Source organism: Anaerosalibacter bizertensis, from assembly GCF_009696605.1.
Classification (GTDB): Bacteria; Bacillota; Clostridia; order Tissierellales; family Sporanaerobacteraceae; genus Anaerosalibacter; species Anaerosalibacter bizertensis.
Map to the genome: position 1 here is coordinate 15,508 of NZ_VULR01000006.1, position 18,733 is coordinate 34,240.

General features: G+C 31.7%; 21 protein-coding genes and 1 riboswitch. All 21 genes read left to right on the forward strand.

The window, feature by feature from the left end; all coding sequences use genetic code 11:
• The first annotated feature begins 31 nt into the window (after positions 1-31).
• The 21 genes from FYJ27_RS05475 (at position 32) to FYJ27_RS05575 (ending at position 18,510) form a co-directional block, all read left to right on the forward strand.
• A complete protein-coding gene (locus tag FYJ27_RS05475) occupies positions 32-358 on the forward strand; it encodes a hypothetical protein (RefSeq protein ID WP_154483850.1) in 327 nt (108 codons plus the stop codon).
• A 68-nt stretch (positions 359-426) separates the two neighbouring features.
• Positions 427-585 (forward strand): hypothetical protein, encoded by a 159-nt coding sequence (locus tag FYJ27_RS05480; protein ID WP_154483851.1) that lies wholly within the window; start codon positions 427-429, stop codon positions 583-585.
• A gap of 54 nt (positions 586-639) precedes the next feature.
• Positions 640-3,858: a phage tail tape measure protein gene (locus FYJ27_RS05485; RefSeq protein WP_154483852.1), complete on the forward strand. Its 3,219-nt coding sequence runs from the start codon at positions 640-642 to the stop codon at positions 3,856-3,858.
• A 4-nt stretch (positions 3,859-3,862) separates the two neighbouring features.
• On the forward strand, positions 3,863-4,726 hold the full coding sequence (locus tag FYJ27_RS05490) for a phage tail family protein (protein WP_154483853.1): 864 nt from the start codon (positions 3,863-3,865) through the stop codon (positions 4,724-4,726).
• 12 nt (positions 4,727-4,738) lie between these two features.
• On the forward strand, positions 4,739-5,356 hold the full coding sequence (locus FYJ27_RS05495) for a hypothetical protein (protein ID WP_154483854.1): 618 nt from the start codon (positions 4,739-4,741) through the stop codon (positions 5,354-5,356).
• Entirely contained in the window at positions 5,338-8,994 is a 3,657-nt protein-coding gene (locus FYJ27_RS05500; protein WP_154483855.1) for a Gp37-like protein, read from the forward strand. Before FYJ27_RS05495 ends, FYJ27_RS05500 begins: the two co-directional genes overlap by 19 nt.
• A gap of 11 nt (positions 8,995-9,005) precedes the next feature.
• Positions 9,006-9,431, forward strand: coding sequence for a hypothetical protein (locus tag FYJ27_RS05505; RefSeq protein ID WP_154483856.1), 426 nt, complete (start codon positions 9,006-9,008; stop codon positions 9,429-9,431).
• Positions 9,431-9,703 (forward strand): hypothetical protein, encoded by a 273-nt coding sequence (locus FYJ27_RS05510; protein ID WP_154483857.1) that lies wholly within the window; start codon positions 9,431-9,433, stop codon positions 9,701-9,703. Before FYJ27_RS05505 ends, FYJ27_RS05510 begins: the two co-directional genes overlap by 1 nt.
• Before the next feature lie 2 nt (positions 9,704-9,705).
• Entirely contained in the window at positions 9,706-9,909 is a 204-nt protein-coding gene (locus tag FYJ27_RS05515) for a hypothetical protein (RefSeq protein ID WP_154483858.1), read from the forward strand.
• Positions 9,909-10,043: an XkdX family protein gene (locus tag FYJ27_RS05520; RefSeq protein ID WP_154483859.1), complete on the forward strand. Its 135-nt coding sequence runs from the start codon at positions 9,909-9,911 to the stop codon at positions 10,041-10,043. The genes FYJ27_RS05515 and FYJ27_RS05520 overlap by 1 nt, the downstream gene beginning before the upstream one ends.
• Positions 10,044-10,081: 38 nt before the next feature.
• A complete protein-coding gene (locus tag FYJ27_RS05525) occupies positions 10,082-10,228 on the forward strand; it encodes a hypothetical protein (protein ID WP_154483860.1) in 147 nt (48 codons plus the stop codon).
• A 27-nt stretch (positions 10,229-10,255) separates the two neighbouring features.
• The gene (locus FYJ27_RS05530; protein WP_154483861.1) at positions 10,256-10,558 is read left to right on the forward strand and encodes a hypothetical protein; all 303 of its coding nucleotides are present in this window, start codon (positions 10,256-10,258) and stop codon (positions 10,556-10,558) included.
• A 15-nt stretch (positions 10,559-10,573) separates the two neighbouring features.
• Positions 10,574-10,861, forward strand: coding sequence for a hypothetical protein (locus tag FYJ27_RS05535; protein ID WP_154483862.1), 288 nt, complete (start codon positions 10,574-10,576; stop codon positions 10,859-10,861).
• Positions 10,862-10,886: 25 nt separating this feature from the next.
• Positions 10,887-11,996 (forward strand): peptidoglycan-binding protein, encoded by a 1,110-nt coding sequence (locus FYJ27_RS05540; RefSeq protein WP_154483863.1) that lies wholly within the window; start codon positions 10,887-10,889, stop codon positions 11,994-11,996.
• 251 nt (positions 11,997-12,247) lie between these two features.
• Positions 12,248-13,003, forward strand: a complete 756-nt coding sequence (locus tag FYJ27_RS05545) for a DNA adenine methylase (RefSeq protein WP_154483864.1) — start codon at positions 12,248-12,250, stop codon at positions 13,001-13,003.
• Between the two features lie 74 nt (positions 13,004-13,077).
• Complete coding sequence (locus FYJ27_RS05550) at positions 13,078-13,314, forward strand: hypothetical protein (RefSeq protein ID WP_154483865.1); 237 nt, start codon at positions 13,078-13,080, stop codon at positions 13,312-13,314.
• 406 nt (positions 13,315-13,720) lie between these two features.
• Positions 13,721-16,363, forward strand: a complete 2,643-nt coding sequence (locus tag FYJ27_RS05555) for an FAD-dependent oxidoreductase (protein WP_229775487.1) — start codon at positions 13,721-13,723, stop codon at positions 16,361-16,363.
• Positions 16,364-16,371: 8 nt separating this feature from the next.
• The gene (locus tag FYJ27_RS05560; protein ID WP_154483867.1) at positions 16,372-16,722 is read left to right on the forward strand and encodes a hydrogenase maturation nickel metallochaperone HypA/HybF; all 351 of its coding nucleotides are present in this window, start codon (positions 16,372-16,374) and stop codon (positions 16,720-16,722) included.
• A gap of 361 nt (positions 16,723-17,083) precedes the next feature.
• A complete protein-coding gene (locus FYJ27_RS05565; RefSeq protein WP_154483868.1) occupies positions 17,084-17,329 on the forward strand; it encodes a hypothetical protein in 246 nt (81 codons plus the stop codon).
• An 80-nt stretch (positions 17,330-17,409) separates the two neighbouring features.
• A riboswitch (THF riboswitch) is annotated at positions 17,410-17,506 on the forward strand.
• Positions 17,507-17,583: 77 nt separating this feature from the next.
• On the forward strand, positions 17,584-18,117 hold the full coding sequence (locus FYJ27_RS05570; RefSeq protein ID WP_154483869.1) for a folate family ECF transporter S component: 534 nt from the start codon (positions 17,584-17,586) through the stop codon (positions 18,115-18,117).
• Between the two features lie 144 nt (positions 18,118-18,261).
• Positions 18,262-18,510 (forward strand): hypothetical protein, encoded by a 249-nt coding sequence (locus FYJ27_RS05575; protein ID WP_154483870.1) that lies wholly within the window; start codon positions 18,262-18,264, stop codon positions 18,508-18,510.
• Positions 18,511-18,733 lie beyond the last annotated feature (223 nt).

Consider the following 18,733-nt stretch of genomic DNA (forward strand, 5'->3'; position numbering starts at 1 on the left):
TTATTATTACAAAATAGGAGGGTAAATAAATATGGTAAATGTAGAGGTTAGAGAGTTTAAATTTAAAATAGGTAAAAAAGAATATACTTTTAGATTAGATTTTAATGCATTAATTAAACTAGAGAATAAATATGAAGATGGAATTTTGTTATTCAACAATTTTCTGCAAGGTAAAAATGTATACGATTGTATAGTAAAAATACTTTCTTGTGCTTGTGTAGAAAGAGATCTAGATGAAGAATACATTAAAAAGAATTTACCTTTTAATTTTAATACTATGAAAGATTTAGATAAGATCACCTTTGCTTTAGCTGAAGGACTAATAAATGAATCGGATGGAGGAAATGAAAAAAACTAAATGACCAGTCAGAATCACACATAGTTGATTTTGACTGGTTTTATTATATTGCAACAGTTCATTTAAATATGAGTGACGAAGAATTTTGGAGAAGTACTCCTAGAAAGATAGGAACACTATGGAAATTACATTTAAGATTTCATGATCAAGATAGCGAAGAAAAAAGTAAGGATAAAGGAGTTATTTATAAAAGAGTAAACATAACAGATGTGCCTTGTCTGAATTAGGAAGGCAGGTGAAAGAAAATAGCTAGTAATGTAGAGAAAAGAATAACCGCTAAGATGGTTTTAGAAAATAGCCAGTTTAATCAAAGTATTAAAGGTACAAATGCACAATTAAGATTAGCCCAAGCAGAATTAAAAAATGCTTCAAGTAGTGTAGGCGTATTTGGTAGAGATAGTGAAAGATTAGGATCGGTTCAAGAAGCTTTAGCTAAACAGGTAGATTTACATTCTAAAAAAGTAGACTTATATAAAAAATCCATTGAAGAAACTAGTACAAAAATGAATGACAATATAAAGGAAAGGGATAAATTAGGTGTAAGTCTTGAAAAAGCTAATAAAAAATATGATGAAGCTGTAAAACTATATGGAAAAGAATCAGAAGAAGCTAAGAAAGCCAAAGAGGAAGTAGATAGACTTAAAGAAGAATATGAGAAAAAAGAAAAAGCTATAGAATCTAATGCTAAACAGATACAAAACTATGAAACAAACTTAAATAAAGCTGAAGCTCAAATGAATAAAACTCAGGCTGAACTCAAGAAAGTTAATGAGGAGCTAGCTAGAAATGAAAACAAATGGATAAAAGCTAGTGAATCTTTAAAAAAATCTAGTGAAAAGATGAAAGAAGTTGGCGGAGCTGCAGAAGCTGCAGGAGATAAAGTATTGAAGTTATCGGCTCCTATGATAGGTGCAGGTGCTGCAAGTTTAAAGTTTGCTACTGAATTTGAAGATAGCGTTGCAAAAGTATCTACTATAGCAGACGAAGCAGAAGTTCCAATTGATGAACTTAGAGTTGGAATTTTAAAGTTAAGTGATGATACAGGTATAGCAAGTGCAGAAATAGCAAATAACGTATATGATGCAATTTCAGCAGGACAGAAAACAGGAGATGCTGTAAATTTTGTATCACGTTCAACAAAACTTGCAAAAGCAGGGTTTGCTGAAGCTGGGGATTCATTGGATATTTTAACTACAATAATGAATGCTTATAAATTAGAATCTCAAGAAGTTGGAAAAGTATCTGATATGCTTATAGCTACACAAAATGAAGGTAAAGTAACAGTTGGAGAGTTATCTAGTGTAATGGGTAAGATGATACCTACTGCAGTAGCAACAAATACAAATCTTACAAATGTTACAGCAGGATATGCACTTTTAACTAAGAATGGTATTAAGGCAGCAGAATCTACTACTTATATGAATAGTATGCTAAATGAAGTGTCTAAATCTGGAACTAAAGCAGATAAGGCATTAAAAGAAATGTCAGGTAAGTCTTTTTCTGATTTAATGAAGGAAGGGAAAAATTTATCTGATGTTTTAAATATATTAAATGAATATGCTAAGAAAAATAATCTTAGTTTAAAAGACATGTTTGGAAGTGCTGAAGCTGGAAAAGCAGCATTGGTATTAGCTACTAATAGTGGTGAAGATTTTAATGAAATGCTAGGTAAAATGGAGAAATCTGCAGGAGCTACTGATAAAGCTTTTGATAAAGTTACTAATACGACTGGTGAAAGATTTAAAAAATCTCTAAATGAAATGAAAAATCAATCTATACGATTTGGGGATGCCATAGCTCCTTTAATGGATAGAGCTTCTCAAGGAATAAGTAAGATATCAGATAAATTAGGACAATTAGATGATAAGCAAATTCAAAATATAGTTAGTTTAGGTAAGTTTGTTGTAGGTGCAGGACTAGCTTTAAAAATAGGAGGAAAAGCAACAGTAGGGTTAGGAAATATAGTAGGAGGACTTAGCAAAGTTACAGGTTGGTTAGGAAAATCTACTCTTGCAACTAAAGGGGTAGGCACGGCAGTAAAGGGAGTAGGAGTTGCAACTGGTGGAGCAACTAAAGGAGTAGGGGCTTTAGGTTTAGCAGCAAAAGCAAGTACACTTTTATTAAATCCTTGGACATTAGCTATAGCTGGAGTAGGAGTTGGAGCAGTGGCATTAAAAAAACATCTAGAAAAAGATGCAGTGCCCGCAGTAGATCTGTTTGCTGATAAAACAGAAAAGTCAGTTGAAACTGTTAAAGGAGCAAATGGACAACTACAAACAAACGTAAAAGAAACTACTATTAAAATTAGTCAAGCAACCAAAGAACAGTTGGGGGCATACATGGAACTAGATGAACAAGCTCAACAATCTCTACAAAATCTTTATGTTAATTCAACTACTATAACCCAAGAAACAGCTGATAGCATGGTAAATACTTATAGTCAAATGGGTGAACAAATTAAGCAAGGAATGGATGAAAAATATAACCAACAGCTTGACAATATGAAAATTTTCTTTGAAAATAGCAAAAATATTACTAAAGAAGAACAACAGCAAATGCTTGAAAGCATGAATGAGAACAATGAGAATCAGAAAAATATAATAGAACAAGGAACTAATCAAATTAATGAAATCTGGAAACGTGCTAGTGATGAAAAAAGAGATATTACAAAAGAAGAGCAGCAGCTAATTAATCAAATACAAGAAAATATGAGGACAAGTGCAGTTAAGACTCTTAGTAAGAGTGAATTGGAGCAGAAAGTAATAATGGAAAGATTAAAAGGACACGGAAAAAGAATTTCAACTGAACAAGCTAGTGCAATAATAAAGCAGGCAGAAAGACAAAGAAAAGATAGTGTTAAAAAAGCTAATCAGCAATATGAACAAACTGTAAGAAATATTATAAAAATGAGAGATGAAAATAAAACAATAACTGCAGATCAAGCTGATAAGATGATTAAAGAAGCGGAAAGGCAAAGAAAAGAATCTATTAAAAAAGCAGATGACCAAAAAACGCAAGTAGTAAAAAAGATTAAAGATATGAATAGGGATGTTGTAGATAATGTTGATACTGAAACAGGAAAAGTTCTTACAAAATGGGATAAACTAAAAAGATGGTGGGATGAATGGAAACCGTCAAAGAAATGGTTTAGCTTTGGCACTAAAGAAGAAAAACCAGGTAAAAATTGGACAGGTACTAACTACTGGAGGGGTGGACTAACATATCTACATGATAGGCCTGGTAATAGTACAAATTATGAATTGTATGATTTACCTAGAGGAACCAGGATCTACAATCATGATGCTTCACAAGATTTAGTAATGAAAACTGCAGAACAAGTAGCAACAAAGGTAGCTAATAGTGTATTGAAAAATGCTCAAGGTGGTCCAAATGGAGTTACTGTAGTTCAACATATTTATTCAAAAACAGATAGTCCTGCTGAAACACAAAGATTAAGTAGAAAAGAATATCAAAAATTTACATTTGAATTAGGGAGGTGATGATATGTTGAATACTTCTGAAAAAATAATCTATGAAAATGAACTAGGAGAAAGTATAGAAATATCTCATTCACTTCCTTTCTTTTTAGAAGAGATAACTGGAATAGATGGCATTAAAAATGAGATACACAGATATAAAGCAGTTGGCCAAGATGGCACAACTATAGAAGATAAAAGTCTAGATGAAAGAGAAATAAATATAATAGGTAAGATAAGAGGAACTTCTAGGGGAGATGTATTATATTGTAGAAGAAAATTAATAAGAATATTTAATCCTAAATTAAAAGGGAAACTTAAATATTCATATGGCGGAATTATAAAAGAAATAGATGTAGAGGTAGAAGAAAGTCCAGTATTTGCAAAAAGTAATGTTTGGAGAGTTCAAAGGTTTATGATAAATCTTTTAGGTCCAGATCCTTTTTTATTAGATATTTATAAATCAGGAGAATTAATTCAAACCTGGATTAAAGGATTTCAATTTCCTTTAAAGTTACCTTTCCAGCTAAGACAAAGAGGTAAAACTAGAAAAAATATCTACAATGAAGGTGATGTAGAAACACCAGTTGAAATAATATTTAAAGGACCTGCAGTAAATCCATCTATAACTAATCTAACTACCAATGAGTTTATAAAAGTTAATAGAGAATTAACATCTGATGATACTTTATATATCACAACTGAAAGAGGAAATAAGAAAGTAGAGATTAAAAGAGGAAATGGAGAAAGAGAAAATGCCTTTCATTATATAGATCTAGATAGTACATTCTTTAGTTTACAAGCAGGTGACAATTTAATTGAATACAATACAGAGAACTTAGAACCTCAATCTGTTGAAATAAGATATAGAAATAGATATCTAGGAATGTAGGAGGTGAAGGATATGGAATACTATGGCTTCTTTGATGGTGACCAGTATTATGGCCAAGAAGAGTTAGCGCGATACTTTGAAAATATATATGAAAGTGGAGTATCTATAGACAGCAATAACAATATGACTATGAGAGTATATAAAGAAGAGTCTGTCATAAAAGTAGACAAGGGTTTTTCTATAATAAAGGGATTCTATCTTTACAATGATAATCCTAAAACTATTAATATAGTAGCTGATTCAAACTATGACAGAGTAGATAGGATAGTTATTAGATTAAATTTAAGTACTAAGACTGTAAGTATAGAACATAAGAAAGGAACTCCAGGAAGTAAGCCTACAGCTCCAAATTTGCAGCGTGATAATTTAATTCATGAGTTATCTTTAGCACAAGTTTATGTATATAGAAATGGTAATACAACTATTACAGATGAAAGGTATAGAAAGGATTTATGTGGAGCTATAAGGCCAAAAAATCTAACTGAATTTAATAATATGATTGAGAATATGACTAAAGAATTTGATAAGTGGTTTAATGCACAACAGGAAAAAGGTTGGAGGAATATTTACATTGATGAAAATGATCCTGTGGAAAGTGTGGCTGGTAGCATATGGTTAAGAATATTGTAAACATAAGAATATTTGATAAAGATATAAATTTCATTGGGGAAGTAGATAACTATACTTCTCTTTTTTATATTTCAAAATGGGAAAATTTTGGAGAGCTTGAGTTTCATGTATCTAATTCTAATATTGATAGAGACTTGATGAAAAAAGGTAACATAATAATGATTGATAATGATGGTAGCAGAACTGGTGTAATTGAATATGTAGAGATAAATCAAGAGAATGTAGAAGAAATAACTATAAAAGGATATTCACTAGGATATTGGCTAACTCAAAGAATAACAGTACCTCCTACAGGCAGAGCCTATCACACATTTAATACTAATATTGAGGATATAATGATTCAATTAGTTAAAGTTAATGCAGTAGATCCTGAAGACATTAATAGAAAAATACCTGGTTTAATTTTGGAAACTTCTAAAGGTAGAGGTGAAGTAATAGAATTTCAAACTAGGTATAAAAATTTAGCTGATGAACTTACTAAGCTATCAAAGGCTAGTGGGTTAGGTTGGACCGTAGAACTAGATTATAAAAATAAGAAATTTGTATTTAAGATCCTGGAAGGAAAAGATTTAAGTACAGAGCAGTCTACTAATCCACCACAAATATTTAGCGTAGATTATGACAATATAAAGAAACAAAGCTATATTGACAGTGATATAGGTTACAAAAATATGGCCTTTGTTGCTGGCCAAGGTGAAGGAGCAGAAAGAGAAATAGAAGTATTGAATAATGATTTATCTGGCTTTGATAGAAGAGAAACTTTTATTGACGCAAGAGATATAGAACAAGGTGGAAATCTTATAGATAGAGGAAAAGTAAAGCTTGCAGAAACACCTCAAATAAATAGCTTTGAGTGTGAAGTAGATAGTAGTGATTATAGGAAGAATTGGAACCTAGGAGATATAGTAACTACAGTGAATAAAAAGTGGAACCTTATAATGCATAACAGAGTTACAGAAGTTAGAGAAGTATGGGAAAATGCATATAAAGTAGAGCCTACATTTGGTACCACTATTCCACTTCCAGGAGAAAAAATAAAACAAATAACAGATACACCTGTAACTGATAATGTACCAGGTCCAGAAGGGCCACAAGGTGAAAGAGGACCGCAAGGTCAACAAGGATATAGCATTCAATATCATTGGAATGGCAGTAAGCTAGGTATTAAAAGGGAAGATGAAACTAGTTATACTTATACAGAATTAAAAGGAGCAAAAGGAGAACCAGGACCTACAGGTATTGGATTAATTTTTAATTGGGATGGAACCAGATTAGGAGTAAAAAGAGAAACAGATACTGACTTTATATATGTGGATTTGAAAGGTGAAAAGGGTGACAGGGGCCCTCAAGGTATTCAAGGCCCAAAAGGCGACCAAGGTCCGCAAGGATTACAAGGAATTCAAGGTAAAGGTCTAGAGTTTTTATGGAATGGTACACAACTAGGTATTAGAGTAGAAGGCGAAACAACATATCAATATATGGATTTACAAGGTCCAAAGGGCGATAAAGGAGAACAGGGGCCACAGGGTATACAAGGTATTCAAGGAAAAACAGGTCCAGTAGGTCCTCAAGGTATTCCAGGCAAAAATCTAGAATTTATTTGGAGTGGTACAAAATTAGGAGTTAGACAAGAAGGTCAAGCTAATTATGTATATGTGGATTTAAAAGGAGATAAAGGTGAAAAGGGCGATATTGGACCACAAGGTGAACAGGGAATTCAAGGACCTAAGGGGGACAAACCTAATCATAGATGGGTAAGCCAAACTCAAATTCAGTTTGAAAATCCAGATGGAACTTGGGGAGATATTGTAGATATAAATCCTGAAACAGTGATAATACATCAAGAACGCTTCATAACAAAAACTGAACAGGAAATATTTAATTTAACCAAGGGAGCTTACAGATTAGGAACTAATTCAATTTCTTGGTATATGTATGGACAAAAACAACCAAATGGTGCAATAGAAGAAATATCACCGACTAGTTTTAGAATTAAAGGTGGAGTACCAGCCAATACAGATGTTTTAGTTGAGTATATTGAATTTACAAATGTAGCTATAGGACTGAAAGGTGAAAAAGGAGATACAGGACCAAGAGGACCAGAAGGACCTCAAGGGCTACCTGGTAAAGACGGAAGTGATGCAAATGTAACTAAAGAAAATGTTATAAATGCAATTGGATATACGCCAGCTGATAAAGTTCATAAGCACAGTAAAAGTGATATTACCGATTTCCCTTCTAGCCTACCAGCTAATGGTGGTAATGCTGATACAGTGGGTGGAAAAAAAGCTAATCAATTTTTAAGAAATGATGCAACTGATTATTTTAATAGAATAATCCAAAAAGCCACAGGTGAACCTACTAATAATTTAGGTAGTCCATCTATTACTGAAATGGCTCTATTTCAAGAACAATTTAATAATAAACTTGAATTTTACCCGATTTCAAACCTGACTTTTGAAACATATGATGGAACTACCTGGACAGATATAACATCAAGTATTAGTGATATAAATAAAAAGCGTTTTTTAGGTGGAGATAGTAATTCTATTGGTATATATATACCAAATGGAGCGGTTAAATATAGGATAACAATTAGAAATAAAAATTCTTATGTATTTCTTAATGCTCTTTATATGTATTGGAGCAGTAATGGCAATAATACTCAAGTTCATATTTGGAAAAAACGAGATGATGGCGATTGGATACAACATACAAGCTCTAATATTACTATATCAAGTTGGCCAGGACATATGTATTTACCATTTCCAACTATTCCATGGAGTCTAAGTACGACATCTAGTCATTATAATGAAGTTAGAATTGAGTTTATACCGACCTGGAAAAATACTGCAAGAAATATAAATTTGTATAAACTTCAACTTTGGGGCGGATATCCAGCAGGTAAAAGGACTATATATAATGTTGATGAAGATAAAAATGTTGCCTTTCCAGCAGAGATTAAAGCAAGTACTTTTAAAAAATCAAATGGCACAGAAGTAGCTGATAAAACAGATATTCCAACTAAATTATCACAGTTAACCAATGATGAAGGATATTTAAAATCATTACCAAGCCATAATCACACAGCAAACGAAGTAAAGTTTACAGATGGAGAAACATTTCAACAGAAATTAGACTTAGGAAAGTTGACAGGCCCTCAAGGACCCCAAGGCGAACAGGGACCCAAGGGAGAGCAAGGCCTACAAGGTCCAAGAGGATATACTGGTCCTAAAGGTGATAAGGGGGATCGAGGAGAACAAGGACCAGCAGGCCCCAAAGGAGATACAGGGCCACAAGGCATCCAAGGTCCAAAAGGAGATAGAGGCCCACAAGGATTGAAAGGTGATAAGGGTGATAGTGCATATCAAGTATGGCTTAATCAAGGAAATATTGGGACTGTAGATGATTATCTTCTTAGCATTAAAGGTGAGAAAGGGGACAAAGGAGAAAGAGGCCCTCAAGGTTTAAAGGGAGAAAAAGGTGACATTGGTCCTCGAGGACCCCAAGGGCCAAAAGGTGATACTGGGCCACAAGGATTGCCTGGCAAAGACGGAAAAGACGGAACCCAAATAAAAGCAAGCCCTACAGAACCTAATATTAATCCAGGAGACTTTTGGTACAAAATTTTAAATTGAGAGGTGATAAAATGGCAATAAAAGATTTTGAGATGAATATAAAAAATGCAGATGGAAGCTATGATATATTACATCCTGTAACTAAAGTGGATAATGTTTTAGGGTTATATGAAAAGATATTTGTAGAAAGCGGACAAAATGCAAATGGTGATTATTTAAAAATAGGAGATGGAACAATGATATGTAGAAGAACAATAGATAGAGCAACTACAGTACCTCCAAATACAATTAATAGACTGAATTGGGTTTTCCCAGCGGCATTTACAATTATACCAACGGTTCTAGTTACTCCTGTTTTAGATACTACTACTGTTAGAGTAGGTGCATTTCAAGCAACTGGTGACAGTGTTTATCAGTCTCAAGTAGCAGTTTACCACGATTTTAACCAAAGCCTTTTAATAGGATTACGATTATTGGCAATAGGGAGGTGGAAGTAATGAAGATTTTTCTTTCTCCACAAGTATCAGATAGAAAAATTAACTATCAATTTGAAGGAGAAAATATAATAGCAACAATAGACAATATAACTGATACATTTGATTTTTCTACTATGCCAGATGGAATTATGGATGAAGTAGAAACAACATTAGATGTAAATCCTATAGTGTCAGCTAAAAGAGTAGAAGGAGAACTTTATGTAGAATTGCTTAATTTTATTGATGATAATGCAACGGAAGAAGAGAAATTTCCAGAATGGCAGGAGGTGTAGATATGGCAGAAATAATTTGGAAAACTAAAGAGGAAATAGAGCAGGAAAGAGAAGTAGAAATAGCTAATCCTGAACAAGTCATGTCAAAACAAATTGCAGATTTAACTATAGATAATAAAAAGAAAGATATGCTTATACAAAATTTAGCAAAGACAGTTAGTGAATTAAATATAAAAGTATCTCAATTAGAAGGAGGGAATGCTTAATGTTTGATTTTTATAATTTATTTTATGGCATGAATTATCTAAGTAAAGAAGATGTATATGAAGCTGCTAGATGGGGGTGTATAACTAAAGAAGAATATAAGACAATAACAGGAGAAGATTATGTAGAGCCTTAAAAGGCTTATTTTTTATGTAAAAATTTTGGGGGGATTACATGACTGTAAAAGAATTAATTGAAGAACTTAAAAAGTTTCCGGAAGATGCCAAGGTAATACTTGTAAGTAATTTTGGATGGGAAACTAATGCAAGTGAAGCCGAGGAAATTATATTTAAAGATGGCAAAGTGAAACTATATCAGTAGAATTATTAATTAACTTGGAGGTAGAAAATGAATGAAGATTGTAAAGATTGCATTTATATAAAAAATGTAGAAGCAAGATTAACAAAGGTTGAAGGGACAGTAACAGACTTACAAAAAGACGTAACAGAAACAAAATTAGATTTTACAGCAAATAATGAACAAATGAAAAATGTAACCTCTACACTTGAAAAACTAGAAGTAAAAATAGATAGGCTTGATAATAAAATTGATAAATTAGAATCTAAACCAGCTCAAAACTGGGAGAATTTAATAAAGACAATAATTACAGTGATTGCTACAGCGGCAGTCACTTATTTTATTTCTAAATAGAAGGAGGTATTTTATATGAATGATTTTATGACAGCCGAAACTCTTGCAACCTTTGCAGGATTAGTAGCTGCAGTAAGTATAGTAGTCCAATTCACAAAAAGTATTATAAAGAAGAATTTTGGTGATCAAGTAGTAAGAATATATGCTTTCATAATTGCATTAATTCTTACTTTTATTTTTGCTAAAAGTGGACAAGGCATAGAAGGCATAGTTCTAACAATTATAAACGCTATATTAGTGAGTTTAACCTCAATGGGAGCTTATGAGGTTGTAGCGGACCCATATGCAGAAAAAGAAAAATAAAATTAAACAAAGGAGAGGGTTTATAATGGAAATAATAAAAAATCTAGTGCCTGCATCAAAATATAATATAAAATGTCCTTATACTATGAATGCTCAATTTATAGTAGTTCATAATACTGCTAATGATGCAAGTGCTGCAAATGAAATTGCTTATATGATTAGAAATAATAATCAAGTATCTTTTCACTATGCTGTAGATGACGTTGAAGTAGTGCAAGGAATACCAGAAAATAGAAATACTTGGCATGCTGGAGACGGTGGAAATGGACGTGGAAATAGAAATGGTATTGCTGTTGAAATTTGTTATTCAAGATCAGGTGGAGACAGATTTATTAAAGCAGAAAAAAATGCTGCTAAATTTATAGCTTCCAAATTAAAAGAAAAAGGCTGGGGAATAGATAAAGTAAAGAAACATCAAGATTTTGCTAATAAATATTGTCCACATAGAACTTTAGATATGGGGTGGAATAGATTTTTAAATATGATTCAATCTGAACTTAATACATCAAATAGTTCTGGGCAAAATACGTCTACAGTATTAAAAAGAGGTAGCAGAGGTACTCAAGTTAGATATTTACAAATGAATCTTAGCGGTTTAGGATATAAAGGTGTATCTATAGATGGAATATATGGTCCTGGAACTGAAAGTGGTGTAAGAAGATTTCAAAAAGCTGAAGGGCTTAATGTGGATGGAATAGCTGGACCTAATACACTAAATAGGATGGATTCTAATATAAAAGGTATTCAGAACAAATTAAAAAGTAAGGGTTATTATAAAGGATCTATAGATGGTATGTTTGGTCCTGGAACTAAATCGGCAGTAATAACTTTTCAAAAGGCAAATAGATTGGTAGCTGATGGAATACCTGGTAAAAACACAATGGCAAAATTAAATGAAGTTATTAAGCCACAACCAAAACCAGGCAAACTATACAGAGTACAAACTGGTGCTTTTAGCAAAAGGAGTAATGCTGACAATTTAGTTAAAGAGCTCAAAAAGAAAGGCTATGATGCTATAGTTGTAAAGCAAGGTAATTTGTATAAAGTCCAAACTGGAGCATTTAGCAAGAGAGAAAATGCAGACAAGTTAGTTGCACAATTGAAGAAAGATGGATTTGAAGCTTTTGTAATATAAAAAAAGACCTGGTTTAATGCCAGGTCTTTTTTTATTTTAGCTAAACTTGTACAAAACTACCCCTCTATTTCCTTTGTATTCAAGCTATTTTAGTATTATTAATACAATTACATTCTAATAAGGTCAAATCTTAATATAAGCCAAATACAGGCTTATAAAGCTAATTACTTATATTTTTGAATATATTTGCCTTTTTTCTGTATTTACACAGAACACATGTTCTGCTATAATTATGGTGGGAGATGATGTTTATGCTAAAACCACCAATTACAAGATTAGGCGGAAAATCAAGATTAAGAAATGAAATTATAGAAATGATTCCTGAACATACTTGTTATTGTGAATTATTTTTTGGAGCTGGATGGGTCTATTTTGGTAAAGAACCTTCAAAGGTTGAAGTTATAAATGATATTGATAAGGAATTAATAAATCTATTTAGAATGATTAAATATCATGCACCTGAAATTGAAAGAATGTTAGAGTATGAATTTTCAGGGCGTGACATATTTGAAGAATATAAAAATTACACCGTTGAATGTATGACTGAAATTCATAGAGCAGTAAGATTTTTGTATTTAATATCTCAAAGTTTTGCAGGAAAAGGCGGAAATTATGGTTATGGTACTAATACAAGACCATCTCCACATATTTTTTATAAAGGAGTATTAGGGGACATTAAAGAAAGACTTAGAAACACTTATGTAGAAAATTTGAGTTTTGAAAAAATACTAGATAAATATGATAGGGACTATACTTTTTTCTTTTGCGATCCGCCTTATTTTGAAACAGCAGGATATGGCTTTGAATTTGAAGAAAAAGAGCATCTGTTGTTAAGGGATAAGTTAAAAAATATTAAAGGCAAATTTCTTCTGACAATAAATGATCATGAAAAGACTAGGGAATGGTATAAAGAATTTAATTTCAAAAATATTGAAGTTGGATATTCAGTTTCAAACAAAAATAGTGGGAGAAGAAAATATAAAGAATTGATTGTAACGAATTACTGATAACGACATTTGAGTTTTGGCAAGGAATATATGTTTTAATATTATATTAAAGAGGATAAAAAGGGGAGATTTATATGCTAAAAGAAAAAGAATTAAATATTATTGAAAGCAAAATAAAAAATAAAATTCCATTAGATATAGATGAGATATCAGGATATCTTAATATAAAAGAAAAAATAATAAAAAATATATTTGTTATGTATGAAGCATTTGGAAGAAAATCAGTAGAGAGTATTACATTATCTGATGAAGAAATAGATCATATTATTAAGTTAAAATATCCAGATGTTATTGCATATAAGAAGCATTAAAGTGAAGGGTGGCAAAAATGAAAATTGCCACCCTATTGCCACCCATGGATAGGTTACATAAAAATATATTAGAATATATATAAATATAAAGCTGTGTATTTTACAATGTTTATACATATATAAAGATATAAAAAAATTTTATAAAATATATAAAAATATTTACTTTTTCTAAGACAGAACTCGGCTTACAGATCTACTCGTTGAACTTTTTGAAACATCAGTCATTTTGGCTGATGTTTTTTTAGTTGTTATTTTAAATTTTAGCCTATACTTGGGAAGGAATTGAAGCTTGGACTGATTGGTTAAAAATGAAGTATTAAAAGTAAAAGAATAATATATAAATAGCTATCATAGTGTTAAATAAAAGGGGGAAAATGTAATGTCAATGAGGCCAAAAATTATTGAAATGGCACAACACATCAGTGGCTTAAAAATAGACTTTACTGAAAATGATCCACGTTATTATGTATTTGCTAATTTAGTAAATGATGAGCAAGCTGATGTAGTTTTAGCCATGAAAAGAAGAAATCAAGAAGCAGTAGAAGATATTGCGGCAAAGGTAAATAAGAGTTATGCTGAAACTTTTGAAATTTGTATGCAACTTGCTGATATGGGAATTATTGAAATTAAACCACAAGGAGATGGAACAGATAAATTTGAACTTCCAATTTATGTTCCAGGAATCTATGAGTTAATGATGCTTAACAAAGAGCAAATTGAAGTTCACCCTGAAATAGCCAGAGCCTTTGAACAATATACAAGAGAAATTGTTGAACCTGTTGCTAGGATTATGCCAATGGGTAATGGAGCAATGCGTGTTATCCCAGTTGAATCAGCAATCCAAGCTGAAACTAGAAAAGCACCTTATGAAGAACTATCATATTGGTTAACCAAATATCAAAACCATATTGGTATTGCACCATGTCAATGTCGTTTGGTTCGTACTCAAATGGGTGAAGGTACTGGTAGTATAGCAGAAGAACTATGTATTCTCCTTGGAGCTACTGCCGAATCAGCTATTATGACAGGAAAAGCAAGACGGATCACAAAGGAAGAAGCTGAAGAAGTCCTATTACAAGCTGAGAAAAAGGGATATATGCATCAAGTAACCAATATGGATGGTACTAATAAGATTTGGGCTATTTGTAATTGTCAACGCGATGTTTGTCTAGCTTTACGTACTTCTCAATATTTTAACACACCTAATATGTCCCGTTCTAATTATATAGCAGAAGTTGATCCTGAAAAATGTGCAGCCTGTGGACAATGTGTTGAAACCTGTCCTGCTAATGCTGTTAGACTAGGTCAAAATTTGTGTACAAAAGAACCAATTGAATATCCACTAACTCCACTTCCTGATGATCACAATTGGGGTCCGGAACGTTATAATCCAGATTTTAGAGAAAACTTTGAAAATGTTTATGACTGTGGTACTTCACCTTGCAAGACAACTTGTCCAGCCCATATTGCTGTTCAAGCATATATAAAGCTAGCAGCTCAAGGAAAGTACCTTGACGCTTTAGAATTAATTAAAAAAGAAAATCCATTCCCTGCAGTTTGTGGTCGCATTTGTCCACATGATTGTGAAAATGAATGTACTAGATCTGATATTGATGAACCTGTTGCAATTGACGAAATCAAAAAATTTATTGCCGATTTAGAATTAAATCAAGAAACAAGATTTGTACCAGAAAAATTATATGATTTCAGTCATATTAAGATTGCAATAATTGGTTCAGGACCAGCAGGACTTTCTTGTGCATATTATCTGGCTCAAAGAGGTTATACAGTTACAGTATTTGAAAAAGAGCAAAAACTTGGTGGAATGCTAACTTTAGGTATTCCTTCATTTAGACTTGAAAAAGATGTTGTTGAAGCTGAAATTGATGTACTTCATCAATTAGGTGTTGAATTTAAATGTGGTGTTGAAGTAGGAAAAGATGTTACATTAGATGAATTACGTGCTCAAGGATATAAGGGATTCTACATTGCTATTGGTGCCCAGGCAGGTAGAAAACTTAATATTGAAGGAGAAAACCATAAAGATGTTATTAGTGGTATAGATTATTTAAGAGATATTAATCTAGGTAAACATGTTAAAACTAAAGGTAATGTAGTAGTAATCGGAGGCGGTAATGTTGCAATTGATGTTGCAAGAACTGCTCTTAGAACAGGAGCTAAAACTGTAAATATGTTTTGTTTAGAAGGCGAAAATGAAATGCCTGCACAAGATGAAGAAGTTATTGAAGCTAAAGACGAAGGTGTTATTGTAAATAATAGTTGGGGTCCAAAACAGATCATTGTTGAGGATGGCAAGGTTAAAGCTGTTGAGTTTAAACGTTGTGTAAGTGTTTTCGATAAATACGGAAAATTTAACCCAAAATATGATGAAAAAGATATTAAGACTGTGAAAGCTGATAAAGTATTGTTATCAATTGGCCAATCTATCGTTTGGGGTGATATTTTAAAGAACAGCAAAGTAGAATTAAATCCTAATATGACTGTGAAAGCGGATCCATTAACATTTGAAACAGGTGAACCAGATATCTTTGTTGGTGGTGATGTATACACTGGACCAAAATTTGCTATTGATGCTATCGCAACGGGTAAAGAAGGGGCTGAATCACTACATCGATCTGTACACCCTGGTCAAACATTAACATTAGGAAGAAATAGGAGAATATTTGAATCACTTGATAAAGATAATTTAAATCTTGATGGCTATGATAGGGCGAAACGTCAAAGAATTAGTTATGATTCAAATAAGAATAATACTTTTTCAGATCCACGTATTACATTTACTGAAGAACAACTAAAGGCTGAAACTGATCGGTGCTTAAAATGTGGTGTTGCCCATGTTGATGTTAATAGATGTATAGGTTGTGGCGAATGCACAACAAGATGTAAATTTGATGCAATAACACTCCATCGAAAATTTGATGCTTATAGTTATGGCTATGAAAAAGTCAAACCTCATGCAATTAAACGTGCACTCAATATTAAAATTAAAACTGCTTTAAATCCAAATAGAGATAGTATGGATAAGTAGGGAATATTATGCATGAGATAACTATATTAGTGGAATTAATAAAAATGGTTGAAACAGCTGCAATTGAGAACAATATTGCTGAAATAGATACTATTGTTGTGCAAATAGGAGAAATGTCATCAATTATACCTAGATATATGATGGAATATTTTCCAAATACAGCAGAAGGAACACTCTTAGAGAATTCTAAATTAAAAATTGAGATGATTCCGGCAAATGGCTTGTGCCATCATTGCAATAAAGTTTTTAATATTGTAAAAAATAAGGGAAAATGTCCATGCTGCAAGGCTGATGATTGGGAAATACTAAGTGGAATGGAGTTTATCTTAAAAGAAATTGTAATTAGGGAACAAGTTTGATTCTGCTTAAAATAATAAGGACATTTCATTTTAAAGCAGATGAAATGTCCTTATTTCCATACTCTTAACTTTTTAAAATAAAAACCACACCATTTTGTATGGAATTTTTTTATTTTGTAACCTAGCTTAATCTTTATATTTTAAATAAGTAATGAAAGTTGTTATAAAGACCAAGATATTGACAATCCTTTATCAAGGGTATCGATAAGTAGTTATATAAAAAGAAAGTCTAAGATTATAGAGGTTATATGCAGTCAAACATAGAATAGTCAAAATTCAGAATTTATAGAATATTAAATAATGTTTAACAATGTGAAAATAAAATGATACAATTAATTTAAGAACATAGGGAGGTATAGTAATGAAAAATCTATTGAAAGAGGATTTAGCTTCAGATATGGAGAGACTAAGAGAAGATATACTCCATATAGAAAAACATATAGGAGGAAGGGAGACAAAATTAATACTAGATGAAATAAAGGAAGACGTTTTCACTATGGAAAAAAATATGTTTAAATTAAATAAAGCATCAATATATACAGACGGAAGAATATTAGATAATAAAATATGGATAGATCAATATCTAAATTGGATGGATTTGAAATAGTATAATATAAAAAAATAATATATAATTGTCTATATAATATTGTAAAAAGTTAGGAAAGATGATAATATGGGTATAAGTAAGGCAGAGTAAACGATTTGCGTAAAGTGCTAAGGGATGGGACGTTGCCCTTAGACGAAAAGCTTCAATAGTTTGCGATAAATCGTTGCGTTCGCTGTCACATAACAAACGAACCTTTTTTTCGTTTGGTGTGGCAGACTGCACACTAATATAAGCGAAAAGGAGGTCTTTTTTTAATGGATAAAAGAAGATTATCAACAAGGAATATGGTATATTATGCCATTCTAATGGCTTTAAATGTGGTACTAACTAGAGTAGGTAGTATTAGAATTGGCGGTGGAGGAGTAGAATTAGTTAGAATTGGATTTGGAGGATATCCTATAATATTTGCAGGAATAGCATTTGGACCATTAGCAGGAGGAATAGTTGGGACTATAGGAGATATAGTAGGACATTTCATGAGTCCGATGGGGCCTTATATGCCACATTTCACTATGACAGCTGCACTTACTGGGATTATTCCAGGTATTGTAATGATGCTGTTTAAAGAAAACAAAAATTCTTTTTGGAAACTACTAGTAGCTATAGGTATTGGCCAAGTAATAACATCCGTTTTATTAGTTCCATACTTTATGAAAACTCTTTTTAGCGTACCCTTAGTAACTACTATACCTGGAAGAGCAATAAGCCAAGCAGTTCAAATTCCTCTATATGCATTTATCACACAGACAATTCAAAAGAGACTATCTGTAGTATATGCTAACGAATAAATAGAATGAAAAAACATAAAAATAGTTCCTTAAAATTTTAAGGAACTATTTTTTTATTGAATATTTTATTTAAAGTCGAATATTAAATCTACCTATCTAATAACTATAGAGAAAAGGAATTTAAATAAAAGTGGAGGGGAAAATATGGATACTAACATTCTCTATGAGAAAATCTATAATGGACTGTTAAAAATGTCAAAGGAATATTCAGTAGAGAAAGTAGAAGAAATATATATTGTTTTAAATATAGATAAAGATATAGATGAAAAAGATTTAACAAAATACTTAAAATCTAAAAATGCATCCTTATTCCAAGACTTAGAAAAAATAGAGATTACAAAAGAAGAAATTGAAATGATAACTGCAATAATAACGAATATAAAAGGAAGATAACTATAGAAATTGGTACTATTTTTAAATAGTAAAAAAGCACTATTTATCTTTAAAAGGAAGAAATAGTCAAGGTGTTTTTTATCATATATTATCTAAAATTAAAATAATATGAAAAGTATCTAAAAAAATCAGAAAGAATAATCAGAATATAGAGAAAAATAGGTTTGACAAATATTAAATAAAAAAGGAAAATAAATAATAAGGATTGTGAATTATGTTATTT